The organism is Pedobacter albus (assembly GCF_036324255.1).
In the GTDB taxonomy this organism is placed as follows: domain Bacteria; phylum Bacteroidota; class Bacteroidia; order Sphingobacteriales; family Sphingobacteriaceae; genus Pedobacter; species Pedobacter albus.
Genome location: NZ_JAZDQT010000001.1, coordinates 1,838,687 through 1,856,138, shown reverse-complemented (window position 1 = coordinate 1,856,138; position 17,452 = coordinate 1,838,687). Strand labels below are relative to the sequence as shown.

The 17,452-nt window shown below is 43.9% G+C and carries 14 protein-coding genes; 7 read left to right on the top strand and 7 right to left on the bottom strand.

Annotated elements, in window-relative coordinates; genetic code table 11:
• Window positions 1-119 precede the first annotated feature (119 nt).
• From VRU48_RS07675 to VRU48_RS07655, 5 genes are all read left to right on the top strand, one after another.
• Complete coding sequence (locus VRU48_RS07675; RefSeq protein ID WP_330107334.1) at window positions 120-4,961, top strand: MBG domain-containing protein; 4,842 nt, start codon at window positions 120-122, stop codon at window positions 4,959-4,961.
• Between the two features lie 170 nt (window positions 4,962-5,131).
• Entirely contained in the window at window positions 5,132-6,466 is a 1,335-nt protein-coding gene (locus VRU48_RS07670) for a DEAD/DEAH box helicase (RefSeq protein ID WP_330107333.1), read from the top strand.
• Window positions 6,463-6,726, top strand: a complete 264-nt coding sequence (locus VRU48_RS07665) for a hypothetical protein (protein WP_330107332.1) — start codon at window positions 6,463-6,465, stop codon at window positions 6,724-6,726. Before VRU48_RS07670 ends, VRU48_RS07665 begins: the two co-directional genes overlap by 4 nt.
• 74 nt (window positions 6,727-6,800) lie before the next feature.
• Window positions 6,801-7,136 (top strand): gliding motility protein GldC, encoded by a 336-nt coding sequence (gldC, locus tag VRU48_RS07660; protein WP_330107331.1) that lies wholly within the window; start codon window positions 6,801-6,803, stop codon window positions 7,134-7,136.
• Window positions 7,137-7,361: 225 nt separating this feature from the next.
• Window positions 7,362-7,772 (top strand): hypothetical protein, encoded by a 411-nt coding sequence (locus tag VRU48_RS07655; protein ID WP_330107330.1) that lies wholly within the window; start codon window positions 7,362-7,364, stop codon window positions 7,770-7,772.
• A gap of 26 nt (window positions 7,773-7,798) precedes the next feature.
• On the opposite strand, the gene VRU48_RS07650 is transcribed toward VRU48_RS07655, so the two are convergent.
• The 5 genes from VRU48_RS07650 to VRU48_RS07630 form a co-directional block, all read right to left on the bottom strand.
• Window positions 7,799-9,442 carry a hypothetical protein gene (locus VRU48_RS07650; protein ID WP_330107329.1) on the bottom strand — a complete coding sequence of 548 codons (1,644 nt, stop codon included), beginning with the start codon at window positions 9,440-9,442 and terminating at the stop codon, window positions 7,799-7,801.
• Between the two features lie 5 nt (window positions 9,443-9,447).
• Window positions 9,448-10,338: an energy transducer TonB gene (locus VRU48_RS07645; protein WP_330107328.1), complete on the bottom strand. Its 891-nt coding sequence runs from the start codon at window positions 10,336-10,338 to the stop codon at window positions 9,448-9,450.
• 67 nt (window positions 10,339-10,405) lie between these two features.
• Window positions 10,406-12,316 (bottom strand): SEL1-like repeat protein, encoded by a 1,911-nt coding sequence (locus VRU48_RS07640; RefSeq protein ID WP_330107327.1) that lies wholly within the window; start codon window positions 12,314-12,316, stop codon window positions 10,406-10,408.
• 34 nt (window positions 12,317-12,350) lie between these two features.
• Window positions 12,351-12,881 carry a hypothetical protein gene (locus VRU48_RS07635; RefSeq protein ID WP_330107326.1) on the bottom strand — a complete coding sequence of 177 codons (531 nt, stop codon included), beginning with the start codon at window positions 12,879-12,881 and terminating at the stop codon, window positions 12,351-12,353.
• A 2-nt stretch (window positions 12,882-12,883) separates the two neighbouring features.
• Window positions 12,884-13,432, bottom strand: coding sequence for a hypothetical protein (locus VRU48_RS07630; RefSeq protein WP_330107325.1), 549 nt, complete (start codon window positions 13,430-13,432; stop codon window positions 12,884-12,886).
• A gap of 298 nt (window positions 13,433-13,730) precedes the next feature.
• Here VRU48_RS07630 and VRU48_RS07625 point away from each other — a divergent pair, with 298 nt between their 5' ends.
• Entirely contained in the window at window positions 13,731-15,638 is a 1,908-nt protein-coding gene (locus VRU48_RS07625) for a sensor histidine kinase (protein ID WP_330107324.1), read from the top strand.
• Window positions 15,635-16,375, top strand: coding sequence for a LytR/AlgR family response regulator transcription factor (locus VRU48_RS07620; protein ID WP_330107323.1), 741 nt, complete (start codon window positions 15,635-15,637; stop codon window positions 16,373-16,375). Before VRU48_RS07625 ends, VRU48_RS07620 begins: the two co-directional genes overlap by 4 nt.
• Before the next feature lie 2 nt (window positions 16,376-16,377).
• Here the strand turns inward: VRU48_RS07620 and VRU48_RS07615 are convergent, their stop codons facing one another.
• Together VRU48_RS07615 and VRU48_RS07610 are read right to left on the bottom strand one after the other, a co-directional pair.
• Window positions 16,378-16,893, bottom strand: a complete 516-nt coding sequence (locus VRU48_RS07615) for a DUF421 domain-containing protein (RefSeq protein WP_330107322.1) — start codon at window positions 16,891-16,893, stop codon at window positions 16,378-16,380.
• 1 nt (window position 16,894) lies between these two features.
• Window positions 16,895-17,383, bottom strand: a complete 489-nt coding sequence (locus VRU48_RS07610; protein ID WP_330107321.1) for a methylated-DNA--[protein]-cysteine S-methyltransferase — start codon at window positions 17,381-17,383, stop codon at window positions 16,895-16,897.
• Window positions 17,384-17,452: the final 69 nt, after the last annotated feature.

Here is a 17,452-nt window from a genome sequence, read left to right as displayed (position 1 = left end):
ATTACGATAAAGCGGTATTGCAATAATAAATATGAGGTAATTTTAGGGCTTCATCCTTAATAGTTCCCAAACATGATTAATGCTCAAATCAAGGACCTATTTTATTAAAAACGATTGCTATGAAGAAGATTTACTTGGTAAAATGCTTTGTATGGTTTTTGCTTTTGGGGTTCGCCTTGGCTTCCCGTGCACAAACCACTTATAATTTTGATGCCGGCGCGGTTATTTCGCAGCCTCCGGGATCTATTTGGAACACCCAGGCCAATATTACCATCGGTGGTATCGCCTATAAGCTTACGGCATGCTGCAATGGCGGTTTTTCTAACAGTGCCACCAACGGCAATGGCAACAGTGCTTCTTTGCAAAAAGACGGTTCTGGTGGCGATACTTTTGTGCTTGAGCGGGCAGATGGACAGCCTTTTCAGTTCTACGGCTTTTACGTGGGGCAGGAAAGCATCAACAGTTATGTAGGCGCTTTTCCGGGTATTCCGCCTTTTTATGAAATTACCTATGCCAAAACTGTGGGTGCTCCCGAGGTAGAAGTTGACAATACGCCGGTATCTGGCGGCACTTACACCACAGGCGGAAAAGTTTATACGAAAAACCTAACCGTAACACAGGTGAGCATTTTATTTAAGGCCAACAACAGGTACTGGATAGACGACATTAGGGTAGGCGTAGTTGCGGGAACAGAAGTTGCGCCAACCGTAACTTCGGCAGCTGCAAGTGCAATCACTTCAAATTCTGCTACCTTGGGTGGCAATGTTACTGCCGATGGTGGTGCCAGTGTAACCGAAAGGGGCATTGTTTGGTCTACCTCTACAAACCCGACTACTGCAGACAATAAAGTAACCATGGGCAGTGGTACAGGGACTTTTAACGGGACCGTGGGTTCTTTGCCTCTTAATACCACCATATATTTTAGGGCTTATGCCATTAACAGCAAAGGTACAAGCTACGGAAGCAATTTGAGTTTTGCTACTGTTACACCTACCATCGTTGTAAACCCGGTAACAACGCCAGGGGCAACGGTAGGCGTAGTTTACAGTCAAACCTTTACAGGAAGTGGGGGGGCAACTCCTTATACATTTGCGCTTAATAACGGCACCTTTCCAACCGGCTTGACATTAAACCCTACTACGGGTACCTTGTCGGGCACACCTACCTCGGCAGGAACTTTCAACTTTACCATCAAGGCTACTGATAATTCAGCAGGTGGCGGACCATTTTCGGGTACGAGAGCCTATACAATTGTTGTAGCTCCTCCGGTTACTGTTGTTGCGCCAACTACAGTGTCAAGCGGAACAGTAGGCACATCCTATAGCCAAACTATTAGTGCAAGTGGGGGCATAGCTTCTTACACTTACTCGATAACTGCAGGCTCATTGCCAGCCGGAACATCTTTAAACGGTGCCACGGGTAGCATAAGTGGTACGCCAACTGCGGGTGGTACTTTTAATTTTACAGTTACCGCAACGGGTTCTTCTACAGGTATTGGTTCTCCGCACAGCGGATCAAGGGCTTACACTTTAATCATTGCTGCACCAACCATTGTTGTAAATCCAACAACTTTGCCTGCGCCTAGTGTTGGCGTAGCCTACTCGCAAACCATAACTTCTACAGGGGGTACAAGCCCTCGTTCGTTTGCCGTTACGGCGGGATTTCTGCCGTCAGGCGTAACCTTAAATGGCGCTACTGGTGTTTTGAGTGGTACACCAAGCGCTGCTGGGGCTTATAATTTTACAGTAACTGCAACCGATGCTTCTACAGGAACTGGTCCTTATACCGGTTCTAGGGCCTACTCGTTTACTATTGGCGCACCAGCAATTGTGGTTAATCCAGCAACCGTGTCAGGCGGAGCCATAGCCTCGGCTTATTCGCAAAATATTACTGCTAGCGGCGGTACGTTGCCTTATTCTTTTGCGGTAACTGCAGGCTCATTGCCAGCCGGGACATCTTTAAACGGTACCACGGGTAGCATAAGTGGTACGCCAACTGCGGGAGGTACTTTTAATTTTACCATAACCGCCACGGATGCCACAGGAGGTGCTGGGCCTTATACGGGTTCAAAAGCTTATAGTTTGGTGGTGGCGGCTCCAAGCATTGCCTTGGCACCAACATCATTACCGGGTGGCACAGTAGCTTCGGCGTACAGCCAAACCATAACCTCTACAGGGGGCACAAGTCCTTATATCTATTCAGTAACCAGCGGTACTTTGCCAAACGGTTTAACGCTCAGTTTGGCAGGTGTGTTAAGCGGTACGCCGACAGCTGGGGGTAGCTATACTTTTGATATAAGCACTACTGATTCTTCTACCGGATTAGGCCCTTACAGCACTACCAAAACGTATACAGTTAACATCAACTTCTTGCCGCAGACCATTACTTTGGCCTCAACGGCAACAGCCAATTATGGTGATGCAGATATTGATCCAGGTGCAACAAGCAGTTCAGGCTTGGGCGTAACTTATTCGACCAGCGATCCAACCATCGCAACTATTGTAGCTGGCAAGGTACATATTGTAGGTGCGGGAACGGTAAATGTCTTTGCTAATCAGGCCGGAAATGGCACTTATGCACCAGCAGCTCAAAAAACACAAGTTTTAACCATTAATAAAGCAGCTTTAACCTATGTGGCCGATGCGTCGAGCAAGGTTTATGGAACGGTCAACCCTGGCTTTACAGGTACGGTAACCGGTTTCAAATATGCCGATAACTTAGGCAATGCCACTACAGGAACAGTAGCCTTTTCAAGCGCTGCTACCAACTTGAGCCCAATTGGCACCTATGCCATTAATGGTTCTGGTTTAACTGCGGCAAACTATACTTTTGCGCAAGGAGCTTCAAACGCTACTGCATTAACGATTACCCCTAAAGCCATCACGGTAACTGCCGATGCAGGCCAAGGCAAGATTTATGGTACGGCCGATCCTGCCTTAACCTACAGCATTACCACAGGTGCGCCACTTATTGGTACCGATGCCTTTACAGGTGCGTTAGTTAGAGCCATTGGCGAAAATGTTGGGCCTTACGTGATTAATCAAGGAAATTTGGCCTTAAACGCCAACTATACGCTTACTTATGTAAATGCAAGTTTCGCGATTACGCCAAAGGCCGTGACGGTAGCCGCCAATAGCGGACAAACTAAGGTTTATGGCTCGGCCGATCCCGCTTTAACCTATAGCATTACCGTAGGCGGACCTTTGGTAGGTACTGATGCCTTTACAGGGACATTGGCTAGGGTAGCTGGCGAAAATGTTGGTCCTTATGTCATTAATCAAGGTACATTGGCTTTAAATGCCAACTATAGCCTCAGCTATACATCGGCAAATTTTGCGATTACGCCAAAAGCCATTACAGTAACTGCCAGCGCCGCACAGAATAAAACCTACGGCCAGGCCGATCCAACATTTGCCTACGCCATTACAGCAGGCGGACCATTGGTAGGCAGTGATGCCTTTACAGGTGCATTGGCTAGGGTAGCCGGCGAAAATGTTGGACCATACGCGATTAACCAAGGTACTTTAGCACTCAATGGCAATTATACACTGACCTATACAAGTGCCAACTTTACCATCAATCCAGCGGCATTAACCATTACGGCCGACAATAAAGAACGCTTTTTTGGTGGGGTTAATCCGCCTTTAACAGCTAGCTATACTGGTTTTGTAAATGGCGAAACCAATGCGGTACTCACTACGCAACCTGCACTGGCTACTGTTGCAACTCCGGCAAGCGCCATTGGCGATTATCCGATCACCGTAAACGGGGCCGTAGCACAAAACTATACCATCGCTTATGTAAATGGAGTGCTGAAAGTAAAAGCAGGCGCGCCAACCAATATCATTTTGACAGGGGTTACTTTGTACGAAAACAGACCTGCGGGTACGAATGCAGGTTCGTTGAGCAGTACTTCCGATGATCCTTCGGCTACTTTTACCTACTCTTTGGTAAGTGGCGCAGGCGATACAGACAATGCCTTGTTCGCTATTGCCGGAACCAACGTAAATACTACGGCCAGCCTCGATTTCGAAAATAAAGCCAGCTACAGCATCAGGGTAAAAAGCATAACCCAGTTTGGCCTCTCGCTAGAAAAAGTGCTCACCATTGCACTTTCTGATGTAAATGAGGTGCCAACCTTGGCAGCCATCAACAACGTTACGCACTGTTACACCACTGTGGCGCAAACCGTAGCTCTTTCGGGAATCAGTGCCGGACCAGAAACTACGCAAACCACTACCATTAGTGTAACCAGCAACAATGCCGCCTTATTCGAAAGCCTAACAGCCACCAAGAACGGAACCACAGGTTCGGTAAACTATGTAGTTAAAAACGGTGCAAGTGGCGTAGCTACCGTTATCGTAACCATTAAAGACAATGGTGGCACCGCTAATGGAGGAGTAGATACCTATTCGAGAAGCTTTACTGTAACGGTTAATCCTTTGCCGGTGGTAACCATTGCCAGCGATAAAGGTGGCAGCATTAGCAAAGGCGATATTGCCCGACTAACCGCTAGTGGCGGTACATCTTATGTATGGATGGCCGATAACAGCATCATTAGCGGACAAAATACGGCGGTGCTTACCGTGAGGCCACAGGTAAATACTGTTTACACCGTAACCGTAACCAATGCCAACTCATGCGCGCAAAGCCAAAGCTTTACCTTGAACGTGGTAGAAGACTATGCCAAAATCAATGCCAGCAATATATTGACCCCGAACAACGATGGTTATAACGATAAATGGATAATCGACAACATCGATTTTTATCCAAACAACGAAGTAACCGTATTTGATAGGGCCGGCAGGATAGTTTATAAGAAAAAAGGCTACGACAACAGCTGGGATGGAACCGTTAACGGTAGTCCGCTAAGCGAAAATACCTATTACTATGTGATAGATTTCGGAACTTCGCGCCTGAGGTTCAAAGGCTACATCACCATACTTAGGTCAACGAAATAGCAATACCAGCCTATGGGCTGTTTACAATAAGGTTAAACGAGAGAAGGCTTGAATGTTGGACAACCAATTTTCGAGCCTTCTGCTTTTCCGCCCTCGACCTTCTACCTTCCACCTTCCGCCTTCCGCTTCCAACCCTCCACCTTAACTAAGATTTGCTATCTTTGCACGCTATGGCAAAATCATTCGAAGAATTCAAGCTCAACAGGCAGATTTTAAATGCAGTTGCCGATGCAGGCTTTACGGTAGCCACGCCCATCCAGGAAAAAGCTATTTCGCCGGTGCTGTCTGGCCAGGATATTTTTGGCATTGCCGAAACCGGAACGGGCAAAACCGCGGCTTATGTGCTGCCCATGCTCATGAAGCTGAAATATGCACAAGGCGATTCGCCAAGGGCGCTGATTTTGGCGCCGACAAGGGAACTAGCCATGCAAATTGCCGAACAGGTTAAATTGTTTGCTACTTATACCGATTTGCGGACGGTGGTTATTTTTGGAGGCATTGGCCCTAAAACCCAAAAAGAACAAATCAAAGCGGGTGTAGATATCCTGATTGCTACGCCGGGTCGCTTTTTAGACCTTTACCTGTCGGGAGATATCAATCCTAAATATTTGCAGTTTTTGGTGCTCGACGAGGCCGATAAAATGATGGATATGGGCTTTATCGGTTCTATCCACCGTATTTTGGAAGTTGTGCCACGCAAACGCCAAAACCTGTTGTTTTCGGCCACCATGAGCGAGCTGGTGCATAAAATTGCGGGCGATTTTCTGAAGCATCCTACTTTAATTCAGGTAGCCGAGCAGGCCACCCCGGCCAGTACGGTAACACAGGTGCTGTATGAAGTGCCCAATTTTAAGACCAAGATCAATTTGTTGCAGCATTTGCTGAAAGACGATGAGGCTTTTAATCGCCTGATTATTTTCTGCAAAACCAAAACCGTTGCCGATAACATTTATAGCAATATGATGCGCAGGTTTGGCGAAGATGCCGTTCGGGTAATCCATGCCAACAAAGGCCAAAATACGCGCATCAATTCCATCAACGATTTCAAGGAGGGTAATATCCGTATACTCGTGGCAACCGATGTGGCATCGAGGGGTATCGACGTAAGCGACGTAAGTCATGTGATTAACTTTGATGTGCCCATTGTAACGGAAGATTATGTGCACCGTATCGGACGTACCGGCAGGGCTTTTGCCACCGGTGATGCCATTACTTTTTGCAACGAGGCCGAAAAATACTACCTCAAAAAAATAGAAAAGCTGATCAGGCAAACCATTACCCGCTTGCCCATTCCTGACGAAGTTTTTGTGGAGGAAACCCCTTACGAAGAACGCCAGCATTTGGCTCGCGAAATAGACAACCAGAAGCGCAAAGAGGATCCTGATTTTAAAGGTGCTTTTCACGAGAAGAAGAACGCGAAGCAGATCGAAGCGCGCGAAAGAGAAAAAGCGAAGGCCAAAGCAGGTAAGAAGCCCTTTAAAAAGGCCAAACGTTTTAAATCATGAAATTCAGATTAACACCCTTAAATATCATCACTGCCTTGGGCTTGGCTTTGTTGGTAGCCAGTTTTTTTGGACCAGCTACAGGTAAGGGACAGGTAAATTTTGGCGGTTTTTACAAATGGCTGCTGTTGGCACTGGTGGTGGTAACTTTTGTAAGCGACCTTATTTTTAGGTTTGCCCTCAAAAGCCTGAAGCGCATTTGGATGGTAGAAATGCTGTTTATCGCGGCTACTGCCATTCTGATTTTAATATTACAAAAGTAAAACGATAGGCACTGGAATATGCTTGCCAAAATCAGCATATTTGCACTTTTAAAATCGCGTAAGCACAATATACAATGAGAAAAGCAGAAATCAAGATTACCGTAGAACTAGACGATCAAAACATGCCAGAGCAAATTCTCTGGGAAAGTACCGATGCCGAAAACAAAGACCAGGTTCCGGTAAAATCGATGATTTTGGCTTTATGGGACCACAATTATAAAAACTCGATGCGCATTGACCTTTGGACCAAAGATATGCCTGTCGACGAGATGAAACGCTTCTTTTATGAAACCCTGCAAACCATGGGCGACAGTTTTCTGAAAGCCACCGGCGAAACAAATATTGTAGAAGACCTACGCGATTATTGCGCGCATTTTGCCGATAAAATGGGTATCGATACCAGGAGATAGGCTAGTTGGCAGTTGGTCCTATTCAGTTTACAGTTGTCCGTTTTCAGTTGGCAGTAAGCACAATTCAACAATTTAAACAGTTAGCAATTAACCAATTCAATGATTAACCAGTCTAACAATTTAACAATCGGGCAATTGAAATATTCCTATCAAAATCTTCGGTTTACATTGTAACTTTAGCATTCCAAACCATCTAAATCATTAAACCAGCGTAATCACTTAAAAATGTTAGTCGTTAAAAAAATCAATGCCTATATAGGATTGCTCTTGGCCACCATAGCCATTACCATTTCACCCATGTTAAGGATTCCTTTAAAGGGCAACTGGACTTTATATGAAGCCGACCCAAGGCTGCTTTATATTTCTATGGCTGTTTTAGGCTTAACCGCGTTGTTGCTTTTTATACGTGCACTTGGTGCTTTTAGGGTGATGGCCATCATTACGTTGATTTGGAGTGTGTTAATGGTCATTGCGGTTTGGTTCAAGGTACATAATTATTTTGGTTCCAAATTCTTCGACAGAATGCTGTCTAAAACCATTCATTTCCAATGGGGTTGGATTGTTTTAATGGTTGGGGTAATCCTCTTGGCCACAAGCGTGAAGAAAGAGCGTTTGGAGATGATCAAAAAGGCTTAAACCAGCATTGGCTTCCTATCATCAAGCTAATTGTTCCCTTTCTTTTTCATTTGCTGTATGCCCTGTATAAGAATGTCGCCTACTTTTTGAATGTCGGCAGCGGTTTTGGCGGCCTTTTCGGCTTTTAAACGTTCCTGTTCGGCTGCCAGTTCCTTTTCGCGTTGTTTTTGTGCCTGTTCTGCGTCGGCCTGTTTGCGTTTGTTTTCGGTAAGTATGGCTTCTTGGGCCTTCGAAAAGATCATGATGTAATTCATGCCTGATGTGGCACTTGACTTTTCGCTATAAGTTGCAATAAATTTAGATTTCTTGTCTTTTTCCAATTCCATGATTTCGGCTTTCATTTTTTCGAGGTAAGCCTGGTCGCCGGTAGAAAAATAGGCAATACGCGATTTGGTGTCGCTTAAATCGTATTCGTATGCGGCGAAACAAAGCGAATCGGCAGGTGATTTAAAAAACACATGGAAGGGATTGGCATTTGCCCGATAGGTTAATTTTCTGCTTTTCCAGCTCACGTCGGCCATATTTACATAGTTTTTAGCTAAATAGCTTTTCAGCTTGTCTTTTTCCATGTTAAAATAATAGCTTATGAAAGCGCTCGCCGCCATAGGAGTGGTGTTTTGGTAGCGCGTTTCGATGTCGTTAATGAAAGGGGCAATCGTAAACGCTATAGATTTTTCCCTGTCGTTGTTCGTGCATTCCAAATGGTCTTTTCTGTAAACGATATCGTCCTCGTTATCTCCTTCGTTTTCTTTTGTCCAGCTGCCAAGATTAAACAGCCGCTTGATTTTATGATGTACCAATGGGTCGGTGAAATAAAAGTTGATTTCATCTAGTTGCTGATATTTATTGGTGAGTATATTTACATGCATACCCTCTGCAAACATATAGGTTGTGGCATAAGAAGCTGCGCTTGCCAGGCCATCGCCTTCCATGTTGATTAAAATTTCTCTTGTGGACTTGTAGAGAAATTTAAGGCCTTGACTCTTTAAAAACTGTACAACGTTTTGGCCAGTCTCCTCTGCATTATCGTGAACGGTTATCGAATCGATGATGAACGGTGATGGCAAAATGACTGCATTAAAGCGATCCGTTTTGCTTAAATGGATGGCATAGGTGAGTTTGGTTGCGTCGTTTTCGCTGCTTCCAAAGTAATTTACATTGGCAATCAGGTTATTGTTCAAATAGCTGCTGAATTCTTCGCTTTTAGTTATTACAGGCCACTTTTGATAACCTAACAATCTTTCAATTTTGATGTAGTCGTCATGTAAGACGTCGTTTAAAAACCAATTCACATGAAGTACCACATTGTTTGGGTCGGCAATCAGGTCTATTTGTGTACGGTTGTTGCATACAAGGGAGGTTCGGTTTTGCAGTAATTTTCCGGTTTGTTTGCCATTTTTTACCTCATCGTAGATGGCTTCTTCGCCTATACTTTCAATTTGAATGCCTATGGCTTTCAATTCATTGCTGATCAGTCGAGAGGCTTGTTCTACATTAATGCCTAGCAATGCCAAAGCCATGTTTTTTGAAGAAGCTTGGGCTGTGTTGGCAGATTTGGCCTTGGTTGAGGCGACTGTTTTTTTTACAGGAACTTTTTTTACTTGGGCGTTTGCCTGTAAGGCTATCAAAAATAGCGCAATCAAAAAGCTTTTGGAAATGAGAGTTTTCATGGCTGTTAATCGCTTAAATTGAACGTTATGGGGAGGGTAAGCGAGTATCTTACCCTTTTGTTGTTTTGGCTTGCCGGGATCCAGTTGCCGCTAGTGAGGTTAACAACTCTTAATGCTTCGGCTCTCAATGCAACGGGACCATCTATTACCGAAGCGCTAATAGTGCCATCGGTTTCGATAATGAGTTTAAGGTTTACTCGTCCCTGAACACCATTTTCGGCAGCCTGTTCTGGATATTTGAGATTTTGACCAATAAAAGACCCTAAATTTCCATTGAATTTTGCTGGGACCACTTCGGAATGCGAATCGTAAATGGTGTTTTGGTTAGCGGGAGCAGGGGTGTTCTGTTGGTTTCTTATACTGGTTGTGCCTTTTGTTGTGCCGTTGTAGGCTTGGTAATTGGGTAATCCGTTATCGCACTCGGCATAATAATAACCTTTTCCATAGGTTGCTGGGTCACTTGAACAATCGTCGAGCAAAGTTCCATTTACGGTCTTAAAAGCAAAACAAGCACTCTCAAAGAGCCACGAAAGTTCTGTTTCGCTGCCGAAGCTGCCGTTTTTCCAAATTTCTTTGGGTTCGAAGGTGTGGCGTGCATTGGTTTGACTAGGTTTTCCTTTGGTACTGTCATAAAATACCCAGCTGATGGCAACCCTTTTGTCGTATCGGTTCTGTATTTGCCAGTTCCAGTACCATTGTTTGGCACTTTTGTTAAAATAAGCTTTTTGTGCACGGATATAAATGCCCTTGTAGCAAGGGTTTTGGGTCCAAGGTCCCCAGCCAAACTGAGGGTTTGAACTGGAGTATTGCTGGGCAAAGGCATTTGTACATAGCGCAAAATAAAGACCTATACACCCTATGGTTTGGATTAAAGTGTTTTTTTTGAACTGGAGCATAATATTAGTGTTAAAAGAAGTCAAATATTTCGCCTGCTTTGTAATATAATGTTCAGCTTGTCCGATTTTATTTGCAATACTGTTTATCGGTTTTACAGGCCATCTTAAACCATTTTTCCGATTTTCTTTCATCCTTTTCCAGGTTTGGCCCGCCTTTTTCATAAAGCTGCCCCAAATAGTACATCGCTTTGCCACCTTTCTTATCGGCATCTTTTTCATAATAGGCTGCTGCCTGTTTCCAGTCTTTTTCTATGCCGCCCGTACCTAGTTCATATATTACTCCAACTGCAGTGTATGCGCCAGTAAAGCCTTCTCTAACAGCTTTTAGATAAATTTCGATGGCTAATTTTCCGTCCGTTTTTTTTACCGAATTGCCATAGTTATACAAAAGCGTAGTATACTTGCTGTCGAACCAATTGCCTTTTGGCTTTCCAATGTCATCCTTGTTTTTAGGGTCGTTTTCCATGTACTTAAGGGTAAGGGCTAGCCACGTTGCAGCGCTGTCCTTTTTATCCAGCCTTTCTTTATTGTAATAGAGGTCTGCTATTTTTTCGGTGAGCCAATAGCTCCTTTTTTCTTCAGGGGTATTGTTGTAATTGATGATGTAATATTTAACCGCGTTTTCGTAATCTTTCATGTCCTCGTATTTGCTGGCTATGGTGTAAGCTTTAGCGCCTGCGTTCTCCGAGTTCACGAGCGTTGAAATTTCATCCATTGCACTTGTCTTGTATTTGCCTATCTCGGTTGATGCCCCGTCATACTTATCGGTTTTATAGCCTTGCAGGTAGAGGTTGGTAAACGGTTGGCTCTTATCCATTCTGAACAAGTCTGAAAACCTGTACCAATAATAAGTAACACCGCTTACCGTACTGCTGCTGGTATTGTAATTGGTATAGCCATTGTATTCGAAAAAATGGAACTGTTTCATAAATTCGAACAATTGCGAATTTGCCAAATGGTTGCCGTGTACCAGGTTTCTTGTGGTAAAATCTACGGTGTAAAGCATATCCCCATCAGCTAACCTGTAATGTTTAATGTCTGCCTGAACATTGTTGGCAAAATCGATAGTAACAGATTTGAGTTTTTCGTCTTCTTTGTATTTCGATATTTTGGCATAGGGAAAACCGATGGCTTCTACGTTGGCCACAATAAAATCGCAGTAGGTTTCAAAGAACTTTGGATCTTTTAGCGTATTTATGGCTCTTTCGGCTTTTTTCTGCGTTTCGATAGCCGCATTTTGGGCCTCAATCTTTTTTTCTTCTTTGCGCCTTTGTGCATCCGCCTGAATAGACGAGATCAGGTTGACGGCTTGTTGGCCAAGCTGATTAATGGCGTCTACTTTTCTTTGGGCATTAACAGCGCTTTGATTGTTGTTGGTGTTTGCAACAGGTGGCGTGTAGGTAGGTAGGCTAACCGGCGTATTGTTGTAAACGGGATTTTGGCTACTTGCAGGTGCTGGACTCGGGGCTTGATTGTTTGGTGAGTTGGCACCGGCTGTTGTTGAAGGACCGCCTTGTGAATTGTTGGCGGTTTTTTTAGGATTGATCTTATAATTTGGCGTTCCGTTGTCGCATTCGGCATAATTGGGGTAGCCTTCCAGGTTGGTGCTACAACCACCATATCTATCCGAAAAACAAACCTTGGTTACACGGACGGTAAAATTAATCGAACTTGATTTATAGGGGAGAGAAGTATAGGTTTGCGTACCGCCAGGCTGTATGTTTCCAAAGCCGCCGTGTAAAGAGTTTTCGCCGGCAATTACTACTTCGCCATCAAAGCTTACGGCTTTCGAGTAATTATTTTTCCATCTTACGTTCCACCAATAGCTGTTTGTACTTTTGTTAAAACCCAGGTTCATCACGCTATATTGAATGCCTTTATAGCACGAAACAGAAGTCCATGGCCCCCATTGGGCACTTTGCCCAAACACAAAGGCTGTTTGCAAGAGGATAAATGTAAGGAGGATGTATTTTTTCATGATGGCTGATTTTGATTAAAGATGATGTTCACGTCTAAAAAGGTTCGTCACTCATCATAATGATCCACGTAGGCCATTTTGCTGTCTTGCCGAAAGCTCCGGTTAACGTAGCGTATTCATAGGTAATTGCTACACGACCACGCGTTGCGCTGGTAAAATACGATTCATCAATACTTATTTCCCTGTAACGAGCCACCGCATCCATTTCACTTTTTCTAAACACATTAAAAAATGCAATCTTGCCATAAAATGGTTTTGGATATCGACTGTTCTTAATAATGATATCGTAATTTATCACCTTGTCTTTTTTGAACATTTTCATTGCTGTAGCAACTTCTGTCATTTGCGATACTTTGGCGGCCGAAAAACCGCCAGGGCTGTTGGCCTCAAAACCCATCTCCTGTAGCGTAAACATTTTATCTTTTACCAATTCTTTTCCCGAATTTTCTATTTTGATGGTAATGTCGCTTACCAGTTTATTGCGTTCAATCTCTACTTTAGCAGATTGTGAAAAGCTATTTATTCCATATAGTAGCATAAATAACAGTAAAAGGGCTTTGTTCATTCTCATAATTGTATAATCTTGTAATATTTGTTTGAGTAATATTTACCATTGTAGTAGATTTTGGTCTGTTTAGCGTTCATGCTTTCACGCGTATAGAGCATCAATTTTCCATTTTTGGTTACGCCGCACCTCGTACCTATACTGCTTTGGCCATCCTGATCTCGTTGGTTGGTGCTCCCAGCTTTATCCCTTCCCAGGATATCGCCATCTTTACCCCGTTGGCTGGCTTTGCCCTTTTTATCTCTATCGCCAACACCACCTCCCTTTTCCCGGTTATTCATATTCCCGTCCTTATCGCGATTATTTTGATCGCCATCTTCCTCTCGGCCAGTAGCATCGCCTCCTAACTCGCGAGTTATACAGTCGCCACCAATGGCGTAAATTTTGTTTTCGGTAATCAATAGTGGTGTTTTCAAACTGTCGGCAACGGCCTGGATCTCTTTTTCGTCCTTGAATTTTTTGATAAAGGTGAAGCTGAAATCCTGCGATTTAGCCAAGTTAGGGCATGAAAACAGTGCAAATGCCAATAAAATAGACCAATGGAAACGCATCTTTAATTTGTTTTGTTATACTAAGCTATCAAGCCTGATGGTATTAAAAGAGGTAATTGAGTGAGGTGTACGCTTTTGGTGATAGGCTATTGCTTATGTTGAGTGTAATGAAAAGTGCACCTTGTGCCTAAGCGCAGACCGCTTTCGGTCCCAAGCCTAAACAGCAAATTGGCCATCTCACAATTGCAAAGGCAAATCCCACTCAATTTTAGATTCTTTTGCTGCTTTTTCTGGTTATCTTTAAATACCAAAATCTCTCTTTATGGGGACGCTAAAAAGCGCATGTTTAAAAATATCAATGTTTTTAGGGCTTATCTTGCTGACCAGCCTCCAGGTTTTGGCGCAAAAAGACAGCAAGCCCATATTCGTCAGCGCCACTACCAAACACATTAGCCTTTTAAATCAGGCCGATTATGCCATTTCGAAAAAGAGCAACAGTAAAACTTTGCCTGATTTAGTTGCACTCAACTGGAAGCCTTTGGATACCAGCCTCAAGGCTTTGTACGAATTTCCAGATGCCGTGTTGCAGTATTGGATACGCTTCAGCATCCAAAACGATTACCCAAACGATACCACCTTGTTGCTCAAAGTAGCAGATAAGATGCAACAAACCCTATTGTATGAGCGAAGGGGGCAACAACTGCGTTTACTTGGGCAAAGTGGCTTTGGCTCCCGGATTTCCGATCTTTCCATCGGTGGCGACTATTGGCGCATCAATTTGCCCCTAAAACAAGGACAACGACAGGAATTTTACTTGCTTAACAGCAAATACATTTACAATATCAAGCCCCAACATCCGGCCATCGAAACCTTTGATAGTGCTTATCGGGAGAAAATCGACGAGCAGGTGGCATCGCCGGCCATCTTCAGAAATATCAAATTATGGGTGGCGGGCTTTTATTTTGCTGTATTTATTTATTGTTGCCTCAAGTATTTTTTCCAGCGTAAGGATATTGCCTACCTGTATTATGCCCTGGCTTCTATTTCCTTGTTTTTGAGATATTCGCTACAGGTTGATGCCATCGTTCTCGAAACCAGCTGGTTGTCTGGGCTCAATAACGATTTTATCTTTCTCTTGTCATTTGTGCCCCAGAATTTTTTCTATATCCTTTTTTTGGCCAAGTTTTTAGAGGTTAAAAACAACAAGCTCCTGCATGCGCTCTCAAATTTCTGTCTGGTGCAATGGGTTTTGATGATCGCGGTGATGATTGTACATTATGCATGGCCAGAATTTAGCTCCATTACCAAGTTTATATGGATTTACAGTTCTCTGCCCTTTCTTATTTTTACGCTTTTGCTGAGTTACCATACTCGGCCAAAACCCAATAGGGGCTACCTGCAGTTTGCATTTATAGGCCTGCTCACCATTTCGATAGCGCTGCTGTTTACGATGGCCCCCAAATGGTTCAATATCTACCGGTTGCCGGATTGGTATACGGCCATTACCAAATATGTAGATCTGGTAACGATTGCTTTTGTTATAGATACCATTCTGTTTTTAACGGCGCTGGCCTACCGGGATAGGCAAAGCGAGATAGAACGGATCGACCTCAAAATCAAAAATGCCGAAAACGAGCACAAGATTTTGCGACTGCAGATGAACCCTCACTTCATCTTCAACTGCCTCAATTCCATCAACCTCTATATCGAAAAAAACGACAGTACTTTGGCCTCCAGTTATTTGAGTAAGTTCTCGCAACTGATGCGTCTTTCGCTGGTACACTCCAGAAAAGAGAAGATCGTGTTGGCCGAAGAAATCGCTGTGCTCAAACTGTATCTGGAAATGGAAACCATGCGTTTTAAGGGCAAGTTGAACTATGTTTTCGATATTGAGGAAAACGTAGATATCGATTTTATAGAAATTCCGCCGATGCTGATCCAACCCCATTTGGAAAATGCGATATGGCACGGCCTGATGCACAAAAGCGAAGGAGGGCGCATCATTATCAAGATTAGCCAAAACCTGATGGCGCAAACGCTCCATATTACCATAGCAGACAATGGTATAGGCCGTGCCAAGGCTGCCGAACTGAACAGCAAGGCCGCCGAAAAAGAAAAATCATACGGCACGCTGATTACCAACGAAAGGATTGCTATTTTTAATCAGAAATTTAACGCCGATACCAAGCTCCAAATCGAAGACTTATACGATGAAAACAATGAGCCGGCCGGAACCTTGGTGTCTATCAACATCCACCTGGTATGAAATTGTTAACCGCAGTAATTGTTGATGATGAGGAGGATAGCGTAAACCTGTTGCGCATCCAATTGCAAAAATACTGTCCGCAGATTGGTGATGTTTTTGCTTTTACCAGTCCTTTGCGGGCCTTGGAAGAAGTGGAGATTTTAAAACCCGATCTTGTTTTTTTGGACATTGAAATGCCGGAATTGAACGGTTTTCAGTTTTTGGAGAAGCTCATGCCACTTAGCTTTAGCGTGGTGTTTATTACGGCCTATAACGAATTTGCCATTAAGGCGTTTAGGTTCAGTGCGTTGGATTACCTGGTGAAACCCATTTATGTGGCCGATTTAATGGAGGCCGTCAAAAAAGCGGTCGATGTTGGTAAGCCTTCCGAAATGCAACTGGATATTTTTCAGAAGCAGCTACAGTTGGCGCAAGTGAACAAAATAGCCGTGAGTTCCCTCAGTGGCATCGTCTTTATCAATCTGGACGAAATTCTGTATGTGGAGGCCAGCAGCAATTATTCGATTTTGGTACTGCTCGATGGCGAAAAGGTTATTGTTTCTAAAACCCTAAAAGACGTACAGGAAATCTTGGAACACAGGCATTTCTTTCGCATCCACCGGCAGTACATCATCAATTTGAACAAGGTAAAGCACTTTAACAAAAACGATTGCCTGCTGACCATGGAAAACAACAAACAGCTGCAGGTAGCCCGAATTCAAAAAGACAAGCTCATTGAAAAATTTGGGGTGGTTTAAGACTATTCGTTTAGCCCCAAGGTCTTGTGTATCTTTTTGCGCTTAAAGTGCGTTTGCTTGAGGTTTTTTTCGCCACTGATGATGCTGATGTTGCCATCTACTTCAAAAATGGCCAGTTTTACGTCTTTGTAATGCTCTACACCGTGTTCGCGCATGGCCTCTTTCAACTCTTCGTCGCTGATGCCTAGGTGGCTCAGTTTGTTGAAGTTCAGTTTGCCATCGTGGATCAGTATTTCTGGATGCTGCAAAATCAGATCCCTCAATCTTTGGCTTTTGAAAAGCAGTTTTTTGAGTACGAAATTCAGGATAAAAAGTACGGCTGCCGCGGCCAATCCGCCAAGCAAAGTGGTATTGTCGCCAACCATGGCGTTTTGTACCGCATTGCTGATCAGTAAAATCAGCACCACGTCAATAGTGTTCAGTTGCGAAAGCTCTTTTTTGCCGGTTAGCCTAATGGCCACCAGCATAAAGGCGTAAACAGATAAGCTTCTCAGCGCGATGTCTAGGTAAGGGTTCATTTTAAAATTTAAGGCTCATTTGTCCTTTTCCAAGTATTTCTCTTTCATGTTCCAACAGCCATTGCTTGCGCCAAAGTTCGCCCGCATAGCCCACCAGCTTGCCGTTGCTGCCAATTACCCGATGGCAAGGCACCACAATGGCAATATTGTTTTTACCGTTGGTTGCGGCAATTGCCCTAATGGCCAGCGGGTTGTTCAGCTGTTCGGAAAATTTAAGGTACGAAATCGTATCGCCATAATTGATAGTCAGTAAGGCCTGCCAAACCGTTTGCTGAAATTCGGTGCCGGTTTGCGCCATGGGAAAATCAAATTCCTGCAGCTGGCCATCAAAATAGGAGCGGAGCTGCTGTGCGGCTTTTTCGCTTACTGCATTGGGGCTTAGTCCGGTAATGTCCTTTTTGGCAAAGGTAATTACGTTTACGGCCTGCTGGTCTGCAAAAATGAGCACATCGCCAATGGGGCTTTTTACTACGCTACAATAGTTGTCCATATACAATATTACGAGTTTTAACGATTAGTTCATTGGTTCATTGAGGGGGAAATCGCAAACTGCCATTGA